Here is a 15,133-nt window from a genome sequence, read left to right on the forward strand (position 1 = left end):
CGGGGCGGGCGTGGGCGGCGGCGGGGTGCGCGGCGTGGGCGGGTGTGCTGCGTGGCGGCGTGCGGCGTTGGCCTGCGCGGCGTGGGCGGCGTGGGCGGGGTGCGGACTCGGAACGACGTCCTCGCTGTCGTACGACGACCACGTCGTCGCTCTCCCGCGCGCGCAACAGCCCGCGTCCGCAACGAACGACATCCTCGTCGTCGTACGACGACCGCAGTGTCGTCACCCCGCGCCCGCGCCACCCCGCGCCCGCAATATGCCGCGCCCGCGAGAGTCTGCGAATGCAACACCCCGCGCCCGCAACAGCCCGCGCCCGCAACGAACGACGTCCCCGATGTCGTACGACGACCGCCTCGTCGCTGCACCGCGCCCGCAACACCCCGCGCCCGCCAGGAACGACAAGACCGACGTCGTGCGACGTCGGTCTTGTCGTTCCTGCTCCGCGCGCGGCGGACGTCGATCACCCGAAGCGGCCGGAGACGTAGTCCTCGGTGGCCTGCACGGACGGGTTGGAGAACATCGTGGCGGTGTCGTCGAACTCGATGAGCTTGCCCGGTGCGCCGGTGCCGGCGATGTTGAAGAACGCGGTCTTGTCGGACACGCGCGAGGCCTGCTGCATGTTGTGGGTCACGATCACGATCGTGTACTCCTTCTTGAGCTCCTCGATGAGGTCCTCGATCGCGAGGGTCGAGATCGGGTCGAGCGCGGAGCACGGCTCGTCCATGAGCAGCACGTCCGGCTGCACGGCGATCGCCCGGGCGATGCAGAGCCGCTGCTGCTGCCCGCCGGACAGACCCATGCCGGGCTTGTCGAGGCGGTCCTTGACCTCGTTCCAGAGGTTCGCGCCCTGCAGGGAGCGCTCGACGATGTCGTCGGACTCCGAGCGGGACAGGCGCTTGTTGTTGAGCTTCACCCCGGCGAGGACGTTGTCCTTGATCGACATCGTCGGGAACGGGTTCGGCCGCTGGAAGACCATGCCGACCTGGCGGCGGACGAGGACCGGGTCGACGCCGGCACCGTAGAGGTCGTCGCCGTCGATCTTGACGGAGCCCTCGACGTAGGCGCCGGGGATGACCTCGTGCATGCGGTTGAGGGTGCGGAGGAAGGTGGACTTGCCGCACCCGGACGGGCCGATGAAGGCGGTGACGGTGCGGGGCTCGATCGTCATGTCGACGCCCTCGACCGCCTTGAACTTCGAGTAGTAGACGTTGAGGCCGTCGACCTCGATGCGCTTGGACACAGTGGACCTTCCGGGGTACTAGCGGCTGAGCTTGGGGGCGAAGAGACGGGTGATGAACCGGGCGAGCAGGTTCAGCAGCATCACGATGAGGATGAGCAGGAGCGCTGCCGTCCACGCCCGGTCGACGAACGGGACCGGGTTGGCGCCCTGCTGCGAGTACTGGGTGTACGCGAACACGGGCAGGGTCATCATCGGGTTCTTGAACAGGTCGTAGTTCATGCTCGCGGTGAACCCGGCGGTGACCAGCAGCGGGGCGGTCTCGCCGATGACGCGGGCGATCGAGAGCATGACGCCGGTGGTGATGCCGGCGAGTGACGTGGGCAGCACCACCTTGAGGATCGTCAGGTACTTCGGGACGCCGAGGGCGTACGAGGCCTCGCGGAGCTCCATCGGCACGATCTTCAGGACCTCTTCGGTGGAGCGCACGACGATCGGGATCATCAGGACGCTCAGCGCCACCGACCCGACCAGGCCGAAGCGGGCACCCGGGCCGAGGAACAGCGCGAAGAGCGAGTACGCGAAGAGGCCGGCGACGATCGACGGGATGCCCGTCATGACGTCGACGAAGAACGTGATGCCCTTCGCGAGGGCGCCGGTGCCGTACTCGACGAGGTAGATCGACGTGAGCAGGCCGATCGGCACCGAGATGAGTGCCGCGAACAGCGTGATCTCGAGCGTGCCGATGAGGGCGTGCAGCGCGCCGCCGCCCTCGGAGATCACACCGCGCATCGAGTACGAGAAGAACTCGACGTCGAAGCGGGCGAGGCCGTCCGCGAGCACCGTGTAGAGCAGGGAGACGAGCGGCAGCACCGCGATCACGAACGCCGTGACGACGAGCGAGGTGACGAGCCGGTCGACGGCCTTCCGACCGCCCTCGACGATGCGCGACACGACGACGATGAGGACGTCGAACAGGACCGTTCCGAGGAAGAGTGCCGCGACGACGTTGAAGTCCTTGACCGAGCCGCCGGCGTTGAGCAGGGCGAACACGAGGATCAGCGCGACCCAGGAGCCGACGAGGAGCAGCCACGGCACGGACTTGTGGAGCTTGCCGTTGGCGTAGACGTTGCCGGCGACGCCGGACTGACGGATGGCGAGGGACATCGGGTCGTACCTCTCAGCTCACTCGCTTGCGGACGATGTACCGCGCGAGCATGTTGATGACCAGGGTGATGACGAAGAGGATCAGACCCGACGCGATGAGCGCGTTCAGGGCCGTGCCGGACGCCTCGGCGAACTGCAGGGCGATGTTGGCCGCGATCGTCGAGGGGTTCAGCGAGGTGAGCATCTGGAAGGTGACGTTCGTCGACACCGACAGCACCAGGGCGATCGCCATCGTCTCGCCGAGCGCGCGACCGAGGCCGAGCATGATCGCGGACACGATGCCGGACTTCGCGAACGGCAGCACGGACAGGCGGATCATCTCCCACCGCGTCGCGCCGAGCGCCAGCGCTGCCTCTTCGTTGAGGCGCGGGGCCTGCAGGAAGATCTCCCGCATGACGGCGGTCATGATCGGGATGGCCATGACGGCGAGGACGATCGAGGCGGTGAGGATCGTGCGGCCCGTGCCGGAGACCTGGCCGGAGAACAGCGGGATCCAGCCGAAGTAGGTGTTCAGGAAGGCGTAGAAGGGCTTCACGAACGGCGCCAGCACCACGATGCCCCAGAGCCCGTAGACGACCGACGGCACCGCGGCCAGCAGGTCGATCACGTAGCCGAGCACCGGCGAGATCCGACGCGGCGCGTAGTGCGAGATGAAGAGCGCGATCCCGAGCGAGAGCGGCACGGCGATCACGAGCGCGATGAGCGCGGACCAGACGGTGCCGAAGACGAGCGGGCCGACGTAGTCCCAGAAGTTGCTCGCGCTGTTCGGCAGTTCCCCGACCTTGGCGGAGAACGCCGGGATGCTCTGCCAGACCAGGAAGGCGGCGACGAGCACGAGCACGAAGAGGATGAGGCCGCCGGCGATGACCGAGGCGGCGGAGAAGACGCGGTCGCCGACGCGGACCACGGGCTTCGGCTTGGGGGTGACGGGGGCCACTGGCTGGGCCGGTGCGGTCGTCATCAGACTCCTGTCGGAGGAACGCCGGGGGAGGCGACGGGTTGGGGTGTCCGGTGGTGCGGGGCCCGCCCGACACGGACGTGCCGGGACGGGCGAGGGCCCGGACGCCGGTCAGGTGGGTGGGACCGGCGTCCGGGCGCTCAGGGTCTTACTTGATCGAGGCGACGGCCTTCGCTGCCTTCTCGGCGAGGTCGGTCGAGAGGGCGGCCGACTTGGCTTCCTTCGCGGCCGCGTCCTGCGCGTCCTTCGAGACGACGTAGTCGAGGTAGCCCTTCACGAGCTTGCCCTTGTCGGCGTCCTTGTACTCCTGGCAGGCGATCGCGTAGGAGACGAGCACGAGCGGCCAGGCGTTCTCGGCCGTGTCGGTGCGGTTGATGTCGATCGCGAGGTCGTTCTCCGCGCGGCCCGAGACGGTCTCGGAGTCGGCGACGACCTTGGCAGCACCCTCGGCGGAGATCTCGGTGGCCTTGTCGCCGACCATGAGCTTCGCCTTGTCGAGGTCACCGGCGCCGGAGTCGTCGATGTAGGTGATGGCGTTCGAGGCGCTGGCCATGGCCGAGGCGACACCCGACGTGCCCTTCGCGCTGTCGCCGACCTGGTACGGGAAGGTCTGGCTGGGGGCCTCGGTCCAGACGTCCTTGGCGTTCGCCGAGACGTACTCCGAGAAGTTCTGCGTGGTGCCCGAGTCATCGGAGCGGTGCACGACCGTGATGTTCGCGTCCGGCAGGGTCGCGTCCTTGTTCAGGTCGGCGATCTGCGAGTCGTTCCACTTCGTGATCTTGCCCGAGAAGATGCCCGCGATGGTCTTCGCGTCGAGCGTGAGGTCCTTGACGCCGTCGACCTTGTAGGCGATGGCGATCGGGGAGATGTAGACGGGGATGTCGATGGCCTTGGAGTCCGCGGCGCAGAGGGCGAACGAGCCCGCGAGCTCCTCGTCCTTCAGCGCGGCGTCGGAGCCGGCGAAGTCCGCGGCACCCGAGATGAAGTTCTTGCGGCCGGCGCCCGAACCGTCCGGCGAGTAGTTGACCGTCACGCCGGATGCGACGTTCTGGAAACCAGCGGCCCAGGTGGCCTCGGCGGTCTGCTGGGCGGACGAACCCGAGCCGGTCAGCGTGCCCGAGAGCTTCGAGTAGTCGGTACCGGAGCTCGAGCTGGACGAGGGCGTGTTGCCCGCGTCCTCGTTCGCCGCGCACGAGGAGAGCACGACCGCGCCGGCGATCGCGATTGCCGCGACCGTACCGATTCGCTTGATGTTCACAGGGGTCCCTTCGGGAATGTCAGTGCAGGTGGGACCGCTGCGGTCCCGCGGGCCGGTGCTGACCCGGGAGCGACTGTAGGGACGCGAGGTGACGGGGATCACCCGCCCCGGTGAACGGGAGGTGAACGAGGGATGGTCCTGGGCGACGCGCCGGACGTCGGAGCGCGCGCAGGTGCAGGATCAGGAACAGCGCGCCGAGAACGGGCGCATGCGTGCGCATGCACCGAGCGGGCCTGGAGGCGCGGCTCGGCTCCGGCGTTCGACCTACGCCGAGACGGGGTTGCGGTGCGTCTCGACGGCCACCAGTCGGTCGCCGGCGATGTGCATCACCGAGAAGTCGCCGACCGAGAGCATGGCGGCCCGACGGAGGTCGAACCGGCCGGACTCGTCGGCCGTCGCGGTCGCGATGCGGGCGATGATGTCCGGCAACACGGGCCCGTGCGAGCACAGGACGGTGGTCTTCGCCTTGTGCAGGCGCTTCTGCACGACGCCCTTGACGTCGGCGGCGCCGCGGTCGTGGGCGTCCTGGCTGATGTCCGGCGTGCTCGAGACCCCGAGGTGCGTCCGGTCGGAGAGCGGCTCGACCGTCGCGAGGCACCGGGCCGCGGTGCTGCTGACGATCTTCTTCGGGCCGAAGGCGGCCACGGGAGAGGCGACGGACTTCGCCTGCGACCGGCCGACCGGCAGGAGCGGGCGGGTGGCGTCCGGCCCGTTCCAGTCGGACCCGGGGACCGTCTTCGCGTGCCGGAGGGCGATGAGGGCGAAGGTGCGGTGCTCCCCGGCGGCCACACGGTCGGCGAACCGGTCGAGGATCGCGACGTCGCGGTCGTACGTCAGCCGGTGCCGGGCGTCGTCGAGGGTGACCCACTCGACGGACGCGACCTCGTCGTTGGGGCGGAACTTCCCGGCACGCTCGTACTCCTTCGAGGAGACCCGGGCGGACCAGTAGTGCACCACCTTGTCGCGGCCGCTCGGCAGGACGTACTCGGCCGTGCCCAGGGGGGCGCCGAGGTGCACGCGGTAACCGGTCTCCTCGTCGATCTCGCGCACGGCGGTCGTCGGGACGCTCTCACCCGGGTCGACCTTGCCCTTGGGGAACGAGACGTCCTTGTGGTGGTCGCGGTGGATGAGCAGCACGAGCGGGACGCCGTCGCGTTCACGCCAGACGACCGCACCCGCGGCGACGACCGGCCCGGTGGAGCCGCCGCTCACCGAGTGGAGCGCTTCCGCGCCGAGATCTTCCGCATGAGGACATTCTGCACGTCATCGAGCGGTCGGCCGTCGTCGTCCGTCGAGTGGCGCGTCCACTCACCGTCCGACTCGAGGTGCCACGAGCTCGTCGTGTCCGCCATCGCGAGGTCGAACATCTCGTGGATCTCGTTCACGTGGCCCGGGTCGGACAGTCGCACGAGCGCTTCGACGCGGCGGTCCAGGTTGCGGTGCATCATGTCCGCCGAGCCGATGAAGACCGCGGGGTCGCCGTCGTTGTGGAACGCGAACGCCCGGGAGTGCTCCAGGTACCGGCCGACGACGCTCCGCACCCGGATGGTGTCGCTGACGCCTTCCATGCCGGGCTTGAGCGAGCAGATGCCGCGGACCCAGACGTCGACCGGCACGCCGGCCTGGCTCGCCAGGTACAGCGCGTCGATGATCTGCTCGTCGACCATCGAGTTGACCTTGATGCGGATCCCGGAGGGCTTGCCGGCACGGGCGTTGTCCGCCTCGGTCTGGATGCGCTTGAGCAGGCCCTTCCGCAGGTGCAGCGGCGCGACGAGCAGACGCTTGAACTTCTTCTCGATCGCGTACCCGGACAGCTCGTTGAACAGGCGCGTGAGGTCCTTGCCCACGGTGTCGTCCGACGTGAACAGGCCCATGTCCTCGTAGATGCGCGAGGTCTTCGGGTTGTAGTTGCCCGTGCCGATGTGGCTGTAGTGCTTGAGCGTGCCGCCTTCCTGCCGGATGACGAGCACGAGCTTCGAGTGGGTCTTCAGCCCGACCAGGCCGTAGACGACGTGCACGCCGGCCTTCTCGAGCTTGCGGGCCCACGTGATGTTGTTCTGCTCGTCGAAGCGCGCCTTGATCTCGACGAGCGCGAGCACCTGCTTCCCCGCGGCGGCGGCGTCGATGAGCGCCTCGACGATGGGGCTGTCGCCCGAGGTGCGGTAGAGCGTCTGCTTGATCGCGAGCACGTTCGGGTCGGCTGCGGCCTGCTCGAGGAACGCCTGCACACTCGTCGCGAAGGACTCGTACGGGTGGTGCACGAGGACGTCCTTCGCCGCGATCGCGCGGAAGAGGTCCGGCTTCGTGTTCGGTTCGCCCGGCTGGAACTGCACCGGGGTCGTCGGCACGTGCTTCGGGTAGTGCAGGTCAGGCCGGCTGATCTTGGCGATCTCGAACAGACCGCCGAGGTCGAGCGGCGACGGCAGGCGGAAGACCTCTTGCTCGGTGATGTCGAGCTCGCGCACGAGCAGGTCGAGCGTCACCGGGTCCATGTCCTCGGTGATCTCGAGGCGGATGGGCGGCCCGAACCGGCGACGGAGCAGCTCACGCTCGAGGGCCTGGATGAGGTTCTCGGCCTCGTCCTCCTCGATCTCGACGTCCTCGTTGCGGGTGACCCGGAACACGTGGTGCTCGAGTACCTCCATCCCCGGGAAGAGGTCGTCGAGGTGGTTCGCGATGAGGTCTTCGAGCGGGATGAAGCGGAGCAGCCCGGAGTCGTCGTCCGGCAGCTTGATGAACCGCGAGAAGTTCTGCGGCACCTTGAGGCGGGCGAACTCCTGTCGCTGCGACTTCGGGTTGCGGACGCGCACCGCGAGGTTGAGCGACAGCCCCGAGATGTACGGGAAGGGGTGCGCCGGGTCGACCGCGAGCGGCATGAGCACCGGGAAGATCTGCTCGTTGAAGTACTCGCGCATCCGGAGTCGGTCGGCCTCGTCCAGGTCGGACCAGTGCTCGATGTGGATGCCGGCGGCGTCGAGGTCCGGCTTGAGCGACCCGATGAACGCCTGTGCGTGCCGGTCCTGCAGCTCGTGCGCCTTCGTCGCGATGTCCCGCAGCACGTCGCTCGGCGCCCGACCGACGTTGGTCGGCACGGCGATGCCGGTGTCGATGCGGCGCTTCAGGCCGGCGACCCGGACCATGAAGAACTCGTCGAGGTTGGACGCGAAGATCGCCAGGAAGTTCGCCCGCTCGAGCAGCGGCTGCGTGCGGTCCTCGCCGAGTTCGAGCACGCGCTGGTTGAACCGGAGCCAGCTGAGCTCACGGTCGAAGTAGCGGTCGGTGGGCAGCGATTCGTGCTCGATCTCGACGACCTCGTCGAAGTCGTCGAGGTCCGGTGCGACGGAGTCGCCGTCGAGCTGCGGTTCGGTGTCCATGCCCACATCCTGCCACCCGACCCCTGCGCCGGGAGGGCAGCACGTGGACGCTGGGGAAACGGGCGCTGAACGACCCTGCTGTGGAGGAGGTTCAGCCGGCCGCGTACTGCACGTCGATCGCGTGCTGCACGAACCCGGACCGGCGGTAGAGGGCCAGCGCCGGTGCGTTGTCGCCCTCGACGTAGAGCGCCGCGGCGGCGAGGCCCCTGCCGGTCAGGTGCGCCGTCCCAGCCCGCATCAGGACGCCGCCGAGCCCCCGGCCCTGCAGGTCGGGTCGTACGGCGACGGCGTAGAACTCGCCGGTGTCGCCCTCGACCTTGAGCCAGCACGACCCGGCCAGGTCGCCGGGGTCGTCGCGGAGCAGGAGCAGGTCGTCGCCGGAGAACCAGTCGTCGGACTCACGGGCGCGCAGGTCGTCGAGCGTCATCCGGCCCTGCTCCGGGTGGTGTGCGAACGCGGCGGCGTTGAGGGCCAGCCAGTCGGCCTCGTCGCCGGGGTCGCCCGTCCGGAAGGACGACAGGGAGAAGCCGGCCGGCACCGCGGGGTCGGGGGCGACGGACGCGATCGGTGCGCGGAGCTGCAGGAGCGTGCGGACCGTCCTCCAGCCGAAGCGCGACGCGAGCGCCCGGGCAGCGGGGTGGTCCCCGTGTGCCCACGCGAGTCGCGGCACCCCGTCGGACCCGGCCGCGCGTGCGGCCCCGCCGCCCGGGGTGAGTGCCTGCGTCACGAGGGCGGTCCCGAGGCCGCGGCCCCGCGCCTCCTGGGCGACCACGACCTCCAGCTCGCCGTCCCGGACCACGGCGACCCCGCGCTCGTCGCCGAGCACCGTCGCGCGACCGGCGCGCACGTCGACCAGGGTCTGGTCGGAGAACGGTGGTGCCTCGTCGGCGACGACGAAGCGGGACAGGTCGACCACTACTGGCCCGCGAGCCGGTCGGCCTCGTCGTCGTAGACGTTGAAGCGGTACCCGACGTTGCGGACCGTGCCGATGAGGGACTCGAGGTCGCCGAGCTTCGCGCGGAGTCGCCGGACGTGCACGTCGACCGTGCGGGTGCCGCCGAAGTAGTCGTAGCCCCACACCTCGCTGAGGAGCTGTTCGCGGGTGAAGACCCGCGAGGGGTGCGTGGCGAAGAAGCGGAGCAGCTCGAACTCCTTGAAGGTGAGGTCCAGCGGCCGGCCGCGGACCTTCGCCGAGTAGCTCGCCTCGTCGATGACGACGGCCGACGCCTGGATCTTCGAGCCGGTCTGGTTCTTCGACGCGCGACCGGCGGTGAGGCGGATGCGGGCATCGACCTCGGCCGGGCCGGCGGTCTCGAGCACGACGTCGTCGACGTTCCACTCGCTGTTCACCGCGGTCAGCCCGCCCTCGGTGACGACCAGGATGATCGGCGTCGTCGAGCCGCTCGTCGCGAGGATCTTGCACAGGGCCTTGGCGCTCGCGAGGTCGGTCCGGGCGTCCACGAACATGAGGTCGCTCTGCGGGGCGTTGACCAGCTGTGCGGCCTCGGCGGGGACGTGGCGGATCCGGTGGCTCAGCAGTCCGAGGCTCGGCAGGACGTCGCCGGGCGCGGCTGAGGTGAGTACCAGGAGCTGGGCCACAGGACCTCCAGGGCGTGGGGGAGTCGTGCACACATCCTAGTGATGCTCGGGAAGCATCCCTCCCGACCGGACGGTCGGGAACGTGTCCCGGCCACCTCCGACGGGCAGCCCTGTCATGATGGGGCGCGTGACCGAGCCCGTGCAGCCCACCGACCAGCGCCGCCTCCGGCTGACGTCCGTGTTGCCGGTCTGGCTGCTCGCGGTCGTCGGCGCCGTGCTGGTCCTCACCCTGACCGAGAAGGACTCGTTCGCCTGGCTGCTGCTCGTGTTCGTGCTGTGCGTGCTCGTCAGCTTCGTGCTGCAGCTCATCACCGCGACGAAGGACGGACTCGTCGAGCGCATCAGCATCGCGTCGTCCGGGGCGTTCGTCGTCGTGCTCGTCACCGCGGTGGTCCTGCTCGCGCGGTGACGCGCCGTCGTGCCGGCGGGGTGACGCGCCGTCGCTCGCCTGGTGTGGTCAGGCGTCACGCGTAGACTCCACCCATGGATTCGCTGCTTGCGCTCGAGCTCTTCTACGTGGGCCTGCTCGGCCTCGCGTCGCTCGCGATCGCGTTCGTCTCGGTGACCGTCGTCGTGAAGCTGTTCAAGGGTCAGCGTTGATCGAACTGCCCGAGGGCCTCGCGCCCGAACTCGTGCCGCTGTCGTGGCTCGTCGGCGTCTGGGAGGGCACCGGCGTGGTCGAGTACCCCGTCGGCGACGAAGCCGAACCCCGGAAGTACGAGTTCGGCCAGCGCGTCAGCTTCAGCCACGACGGTCTGCCCTACCTCAACTACTCCTCGACGTCGTGGCTGCTCGACGACGAGCACACCCCGCTCGCCGCCGAGATGGGGTACTGGCGCATCGACCGCCCGTCCGAGCCCGGCGACCGCGGTCCGGCGATGCTCCTCGGCGAGGGGCCGACGCCGTTCAGCACCGTCGAGAGCGTCGAGGCGCTCCGGAACACCACCGACGGATTCGACGTCGAAGCGGCGATCATCCACCCCACCGGCGTCAACGAGCTCTACGTCGGCCGGGTCCGCAAGGGCCGCATCGACCTCGCGACCGACGCGGTCATGCGCTCGCCGAACGCCAAGGACTACTCGGCGGCGACCCGGCTCTACGGCCTGGTCGAGGGCAAGCTGTTCTGGGCGTGGGACATCGCCGCGCTCGGCAAGGAGCTGACCTCGCACGCCTCGGGGCAGCTCGCGAAGGTCGACTGATGTCCGCGTTCGCCGGTCGCGCCGGTTTCGTGGCGTCCGACTCCGGCCCGGCCGCGCACTTCGGCAACCCGCTCGGCGAGCAGCGTCTGCTCGCCCGGGGTCGCGCCGTCGTCGAGCTCGGACTCGGTGTCGTGACCGTCTCCGGGCCGGACCGTCTGTCCTGGCTCAACTCCATCACGTCGCAGCAGCTCACCGGGCTCGCCGCCGGCGCGAGCACCGAGACGCTCGTGCTCGACCAGTCCGGTCGCGTCGAGCACGCGGCCCGGGTCGTCGACGACGGTTCGGTCGCGTGGCTGCTGACCGAGCCCGCCGACGCCGCGCCGCTCGCCGCGTGGCTCGACTCGATGCGCTTCATGCTGCGCGTCGAGGTCGCCGACCGCTCGGCGGAGTTCGCCACCATCGGCTGGTTCGGCGAGTCCGCGCCGTTCGCGTCGACCGACCTGCCGGGGCCTCCCGTCGCCGAGTGGGTCGATCCGTGGGCGTCCGTCACGCCCGGCGGGTGGGGCTACGCAGCCCAGGAGGCGCACCCCGCCTCCGACTGGACCCTCCGCATCGCCGTGGTCAGCCCCGGCACCGCGGAGGCGATCGCCGCGTCCGACGAACCCGCCGCGGGACTGCTCGCGTACGAGGCACTGCGGATCGCCGCCTGGCGTCCCTCGCTCTCCGACGTCGACGAGCGCACCATCCCGCACGAGCTCGACTGGCTCCGCTCCGCCGTGCACCTGTCGAAGGGCTGCTACCGGGGGCAGGAGACCGTCGCGAAGGTGCACAACCTCGGGCACCCGCCGCGCCGAGCCGTCATGCTGCACCTGGACGGGTCGGACGGCGTGCTGCCCGCGCCGGGGACGCCCGTCGTCTCCGGCGAGGAGTCCGGCGAGAAGGAGGTCGGGCGTCTGACGGCGTCGGGCATCCACCACGAGCTCGGGCCGATCGGGCTCGCGGTCGTGAAGCGTTCCCTCGACCCCACCGCCACGCTGGTGCTCCGGGTCGACGACGTGGTCGTGTCCGCCACGCAGGAGGTCATCGTGCCCCCGGGTGCCGGCGCGACCGCGGACGTGCCGCGGCTGCCGCGCCTCGGGGCCGTCCGCCGCTCGTAACGCGCGCTCGCGCTCGCCTCCGCTGCCGCGCGCCTTCCTGCGTCACCGAGTCTCGCGTCCCCGGACACGTTCGTGCCCCCCCGCGGTCACGAAACTGTCCGCCGGGCCGAGTCTCGGCCGAGCCGGCGCCGGTCAGGCCGGGGCCACCGCGGCCCAGGGCACGCTGAGCTCACCCAGCCGCCACCGGGTCACCCCGTGCAGCACGGGCCACCCCCGGTCCCGCATGCCCCGGACCGCCTGGATCCACCGCTGCCGAGGGCCGTACGTACCGAGCGGTGCCGCCACGGCCCACGCCAGGTCTAGGTCGGCGAGGAACGCGTGCACCCGCTCGCCGGGCACGTTCCGGTGGATGAGGGCCTTCGGCAGCCGTTCGGCCACGACGCTCGGCACGGCCAGACCGGCGAGGCGCAGCGACACCGTGAACGACACCGGTGCGTGCTCGTCGAGCGTCACCCACGAGGCCACGCGTCCGACCTCGTTGCACGTGCCCTCGACGAGCGCGCCACCGGGCTGCAGACGGTCCTGCATGATCCGCCAGGACTCCGCGACCTCGGACTCGTCGTACTGCCGCAGCACGTTGAAGGCGCGGATGACGGCGGGTCGGCGGTTCCCCGGCGTCGGCGTCTCGAACCCGCCGAGCCGGAACGTCACCCCGTCCCGCGTACCGGCGTTGGCGAGGGCCACCCGTGCCGGCTCGATCTCGATGCCGGTGACCTCGACGTCGGGGCGGACGGCGGCCAGTCGGTCCCGGAGCTCCAGTGTCGTCGTGGGCGAGGCCCCGTACCCGACGTCGGCGACGAGCGGGTCGGTGCTCTTCCGGAGCGCCGGCAGGGTGGCGATCCACCGGTCGACGCGGCGGAGCCGGTTGTACCCGGTCGTCCCGCGCGTCACGTTCCCGATGGGCATGTCGACCAGGGTACGGGGCCGGGGACCGGCCGCACGGCGCTCGGTAGACTCGGAGCATGACCTCCACGCTCGTCCTGCTCCGTCACGGCAACAGTGACTGGAACCAGAAGAACCTGTTCACCGGTTGGGTCGACGTCCGGCTCAGCGAGCTGGGCGAGAAGGAGGCGAAGCGCGCCGGCGACCTCATCGCCGAGTCCGGCATCGTCCCCGACGTCCTGTACACCTCGCTCCTCACCCGTGCGATCCAGACGGCGGACATTGCGCTGCTCCAGGCCGACCTGGCGTGGCTGCCGGTGAAGCGCGACTGGCGCCTCAACGAGCGCCACTACGGCGACCTGCAGGGCAAGGACAAGGCCCAGACCCTCGAGCAGTACGGCGAGCAGCAGTTCATGGAGTGGCGCCGGTCGTTCGACGTGCCGCCGCCCCCCATCGCCGACGACGCCGAGTGGTCGCAGTTCGGGGACCGCCGCTACGCCGACCTCGGCGACCAGCGGCCCCGCACCGAGTCGCTCAAGCTCGTCATCGACCGTCTGCTCCCCTACTGGGAGTCGGACATCACGAAGGACCTCGGTGCCGGCAAGACGGTCCTCGTCACGGCGCACGGCAACTCGCTCCGGGCGCTCGTGAAGCACCTCGACGGCATCTCCGACGAGGACATCGCCGGCCTGAACATCCCGACGGGCATCCCGCTCGTGTACGAGCTCGACGACGACTTCCGTCCGACGAAGCCGGCGTACTACCTCGACCCCGAGGCCGCTGCCGCTGGCGCCGCCGCCGTGGCCGCCCAGGGCGCGAAGAAGTAACAGCCCGCACACGAACGCCCCGTCCGGTGTCCCCGGGCGGGGCGTTCGTCGCGTGCTCCTGCGAGCCGCTTCGCGAAAGCGACGGTCTCCGGGGAACGTCCGGCGGGATCCTGTCGCACTGCCAGGAGGAACGGATCGCCTCGACGGGACCGTGTCGCTTGGCCGGCACGGTCGGCTCCTCCGGCCGTGTGACGGTGTCCTCCGGCCGTCGGAGGGTGCTCTCCGGACGTCAGACGAAGTGCGACGCGATCTCCTGCACGAGGGCTCCGACGTCGTAGGGCTTCGTCGTGTCGACGCGGACCACCGGCACGCCGGGCACCCCGACCGGCCCGGCATCCGGACCGTGCTCGTCCCAGAACCCGAGCACGTCGGCGAGGTCCCCGTGCACCTCGTGGCGCACCGGCACGGTGCCCGGGTCGTACCGGTCGCGCAGCCGCTCCTCGGCGGTGGCCCGGTCCGTGTCGCACCAGACCTCGACAGCGCGAGGCGAGCCGGCGGAGGCGAGCCGCGCCTCCAGGGATCCACGGTCCCGCGAGGGCAGCCAGACGGCGTCGAGGACGACCCCGTTCTCGACGGCGTCCGCCATCGACCACATGGTGTCCATCGCGATGCCGCCGAGCGGACGCGAGGCGATCATCGGGCCGACGAGGTCGGCGAGGGGCTCCTTGATCCGGTCCTTCGACAGGAACGGGCAGCCGAGCACCTCGGCGAGGGCGGCACCGATGGTGCTCTTGCCGGAACCGGGCATGCCGTTGACGATGATCGCGACCTGGGCCATGTCACGATCCTCGCAGAAGCGACGGACGGATCAGACCGCCGCGGTCGCCGTGGACGCGCCGGTCCAGTCGCCCGTCGCCAGGTACTCGACCTTCTTGGCGATCGACACCGCGTGGTCGGCGAAGCGCTCGTGGTAGCGGGAGGCGAGGGTGGCGTCGACCGTGTCGATCGGGTTGCCCTTCCAGGTCTCGCCCAGGACGAAGTCGAACACGCTCGCGTGCAGCTCGTCGACGGCGTCGTCCTCGTCGCGGATCTCCGCCGCGAGAGTGATGTCCTCGGTGGCGAGCAGGCGCGTGAGCTTCTGCGCCATCGCGACGTCGTGCGCACCCATCTTCTTGAAGGTGCCGCGGATGCCCTTCGGGACGACCTTCTCGGGGAACCGCTGCCGGGCGAGCTGCGCGATGTGCTCGGCCATGTCGCCCATGCGCTCGAGCGAGGAACTGACCCGGAGCGCGGTGACGACGACCCGCAGGTCGCGGGCGACGGGGGCCTGGCGCGCGAGGATGTCGATCGCGATCTCGTCGAGGCTGTTCGCCGCCTCGTCGATCTTGGCGTCGTCGGCGATCACCTCCTCGGCGAGGGCGACGTCGGAGTCGCTGAAGGCCTGCGTGGCCCGGGTGATGGCGGACTCGACGAGCCCGGCGATCTCGGTCAGTCGCTCCTGGACGTCCTGGAGTTCCTGCTGGAAGACTTCGCGCATGGGGGAGTGCCTCTCTGATGCGTACCGGACGAGTGTCGTCACGTCAGGTGAACGAACGGTGACGCGCGGCTGAACGCTTGTCGATCCGGCCGCTCGAGGCGGGTGAACGGTGCTGGAA

The 15,133-nt window shown here is 70.2% G+C and carries 15 protein-coding genes; 4 read left to right on the forward strand and 11 right to left on the reverse strand.

Annotation, left to right across the window (positions count from 1 at the left end; genetic code table 11):
- Positions 1-460 precede the first annotated feature (460 nt).
- From pstB to Q7F20_RS06770, 8 genes are all read right to left on the reverse strand, one after another.
- Positions 461-1,240 carry a phosphate ABC transporter ATP-binding protein PstB gene (gene pstB / locus Q7F20_RS06735; RefSeq protein ID WP_305739347.1) on the reverse strand — a complete coding sequence of 260 codons (780 nt, stop codon included), beginning with the start codon at positions 1,238-1,240 and terminating at the stop codon, positions 461-463.
- A gap of 18 nt (positions 1,241-1,258) precedes the next feature.
- The gene (pstA, locus tag Q7F20_RS06740) at positions 1,259-2,344 is read right to left on the reverse strand and encodes a phosphate ABC transporter permease PstA (RefSeq protein WP_305739348.1); all 1,086 of its coding nucleotides are present in this window, start codon (positions 2,342-2,344) and stop codon (positions 1,259-1,261) included.
- A gap of 13 nt (positions 2,345-2,357) precedes the next feature.
- Entirely contained in the window at positions 2,358-3,305 is a 948-nt protein-coding gene (pstC, locus tag Q7F20_RS06745; RefSeq protein ID WP_305739349.1) for a phosphate ABC transporter permease subunit PstC, read from the reverse strand.
- A 145-nt stretch (positions 3,306-3,450) separates the two neighbouring features.
- Entirely contained in the window at positions 3,451-4,560 is a 1,110-nt protein-coding gene (locus Q7F20_RS06750; protein ID WP_305739350.1) for a phosphate ABC transporter substrate-binding protein PstS, read from the reverse strand.
- Between the two features lie 264 nt (positions 4,561-4,824).
- A complete protein-coding gene (locus Q7F20_RS06755; protein WP_305739351.1) occupies positions 4,825-5,772 on the reverse strand; it encodes an NUDIX hydrolase in 948 nt (315 codons plus the stop codon).
- Positions 5,769-7,934 carry an RNA degradosome polyphosphate kinase gene (locus tag Q7F20_RS06760; RefSeq protein WP_305739352.1) on the reverse strand — a complete coding sequence of 722 codons (2,166 nt, stop codon included), beginning with the start codon at positions 7,932-7,934 and terminating at the stop codon, positions 5,769-5,771. The genes Q7F20_RS06755 and Q7F20_RS06760 overlap by 4 nt, the downstream gene beginning before the upstream one ends.
- A 91-nt stretch (positions 7,935-8,025) precedes the next feature.
- Complete coding sequence (mshD, locus tag Q7F20_RS06765) at positions 8,026-8,850, reverse strand: mycothiol synthase (protein WP_305739353.1); 825 nt, start codon at positions 8,848-8,850, stop codon at positions 8,026-8,028.
- A complete protein-coding gene (locus Q7F20_RS06770; protein ID WP_305739354.1) occupies positions 8,850-9,533 on the reverse strand; it encodes a response regulator transcription factor in 684 nt (227 codons plus the stop codon). Before Q7F20_RS06770 ends, mshD begins: the two co-directional genes overlap by 1 nt.
- 127 nt (positions 9,534-9,660) lie before the next feature.
- On the opposite strand from Q7F20_RS06770, the gene Q7F20_RS06775 reads away from it, so the two are divergent.
- From Q7F20_RS06775 to Q7F20_RS06785, 3 genes are all read left to right on the forward strand, one after another.
- Positions 9,661-9,942: a hypothetical protein gene (locus Q7F20_RS06775; protein WP_305739355.1), complete on the forward strand. Its 282-nt coding sequence runs from the start codon at positions 9,661-9,663 to the stop codon at positions 9,940-9,942.
- A 187-nt stretch (positions 9,943-10,129) separates the two neighbouring features.
- Positions 10,130-10,732 carry an FABP family protein gene (locus tag Q7F20_RS06780; protein WP_305739356.1) on the forward strand — a complete coding sequence of 201 codons (603 nt, stop codon included), beginning with the start codon at positions 10,130-10,132 and terminating at the stop codon, positions 10,730-10,732.
- Positions 10,732-11,829 carry a folate-binding protein YgfZ gene (locus Q7F20_RS06785; RefSeq protein ID WP_305739357.1) on the forward strand — a complete coding sequence of 366 codons (1,098 nt, stop codon included), beginning with the start codon at positions 10,732-10,734 and terminating at the stop codon, positions 11,827-11,829. The genes Q7F20_RS06780 and Q7F20_RS06785 overlap by 1 nt, the downstream gene beginning before the upstream one ends.
- A 132-nt stretch (positions 11,830-11,961) precedes the next feature.
- On the opposite strand, the gene Q7F20_RS06790 is transcribed toward Q7F20_RS06785, so the two are convergent.
- The gene (locus tag Q7F20_RS06790) at positions 11,962-12,735 is read right to left on the reverse strand and encodes a class I SAM-dependent methyltransferase (protein WP_305739358.1); all 774 of its coding nucleotides are present in this window, start codon (positions 12,733-12,735) and stop codon (positions 11,962-11,964) included.
- Positions 12,736-12,791: 56 nt separating this feature from the next.
- Here Q7F20_RS06790 and Q7F20_RS06795 point away from each other — a divergent pair, with 56 nt between their 5' ends.
- Positions 12,792-13,538: a phosphoglyceromutase gene (locus Q7F20_RS06795; RefSeq protein ID WP_305739359.1), complete on the forward strand. Its 747-nt coding sequence runs from the start codon at positions 12,792-12,794 to the stop codon at positions 13,536-13,538.
- Positions 13,539-13,767: 229 nt separating this feature from the next.
- On the opposite strand, the gene Q7F20_RS06800 is transcribed toward Q7F20_RS06795, so the two are convergent.
- Both Q7F20_RS06800 and phoU read right to left on the reverse strand, forming a co-directional pair.
- Positions 13,768-14,316, reverse strand: a complete 549-nt coding sequence (locus Q7F20_RS06800; protein WP_305739360.1) for an AAA family ATPase — start codon at positions 14,314-14,316, stop codon at positions 13,768-13,770.
- Positions 14,317-14,346: 30 nt separating this feature from the next.
- A complete protein-coding gene (phoU, locus tag Q7F20_RS06805; RefSeq protein WP_305739361.1) occupies positions 14,347-15,015 on the reverse strand; it encodes a phosphate signaling complex protein PhoU in 669 nt (222 codons plus the stop codon).
- Between the last annotated feature and the right edge of the window lie 118 nt (positions 15,016-15,133).

Source organism: Curtobacterium sp. A7_M15 (genome assembly GCF_030705415.1).
Classification (GTDB): domain Bacteria; phylum Actinomycetota; class Actinomycetes; order Actinomycetales; family Microbacteriaceae; genus Curtobacterium.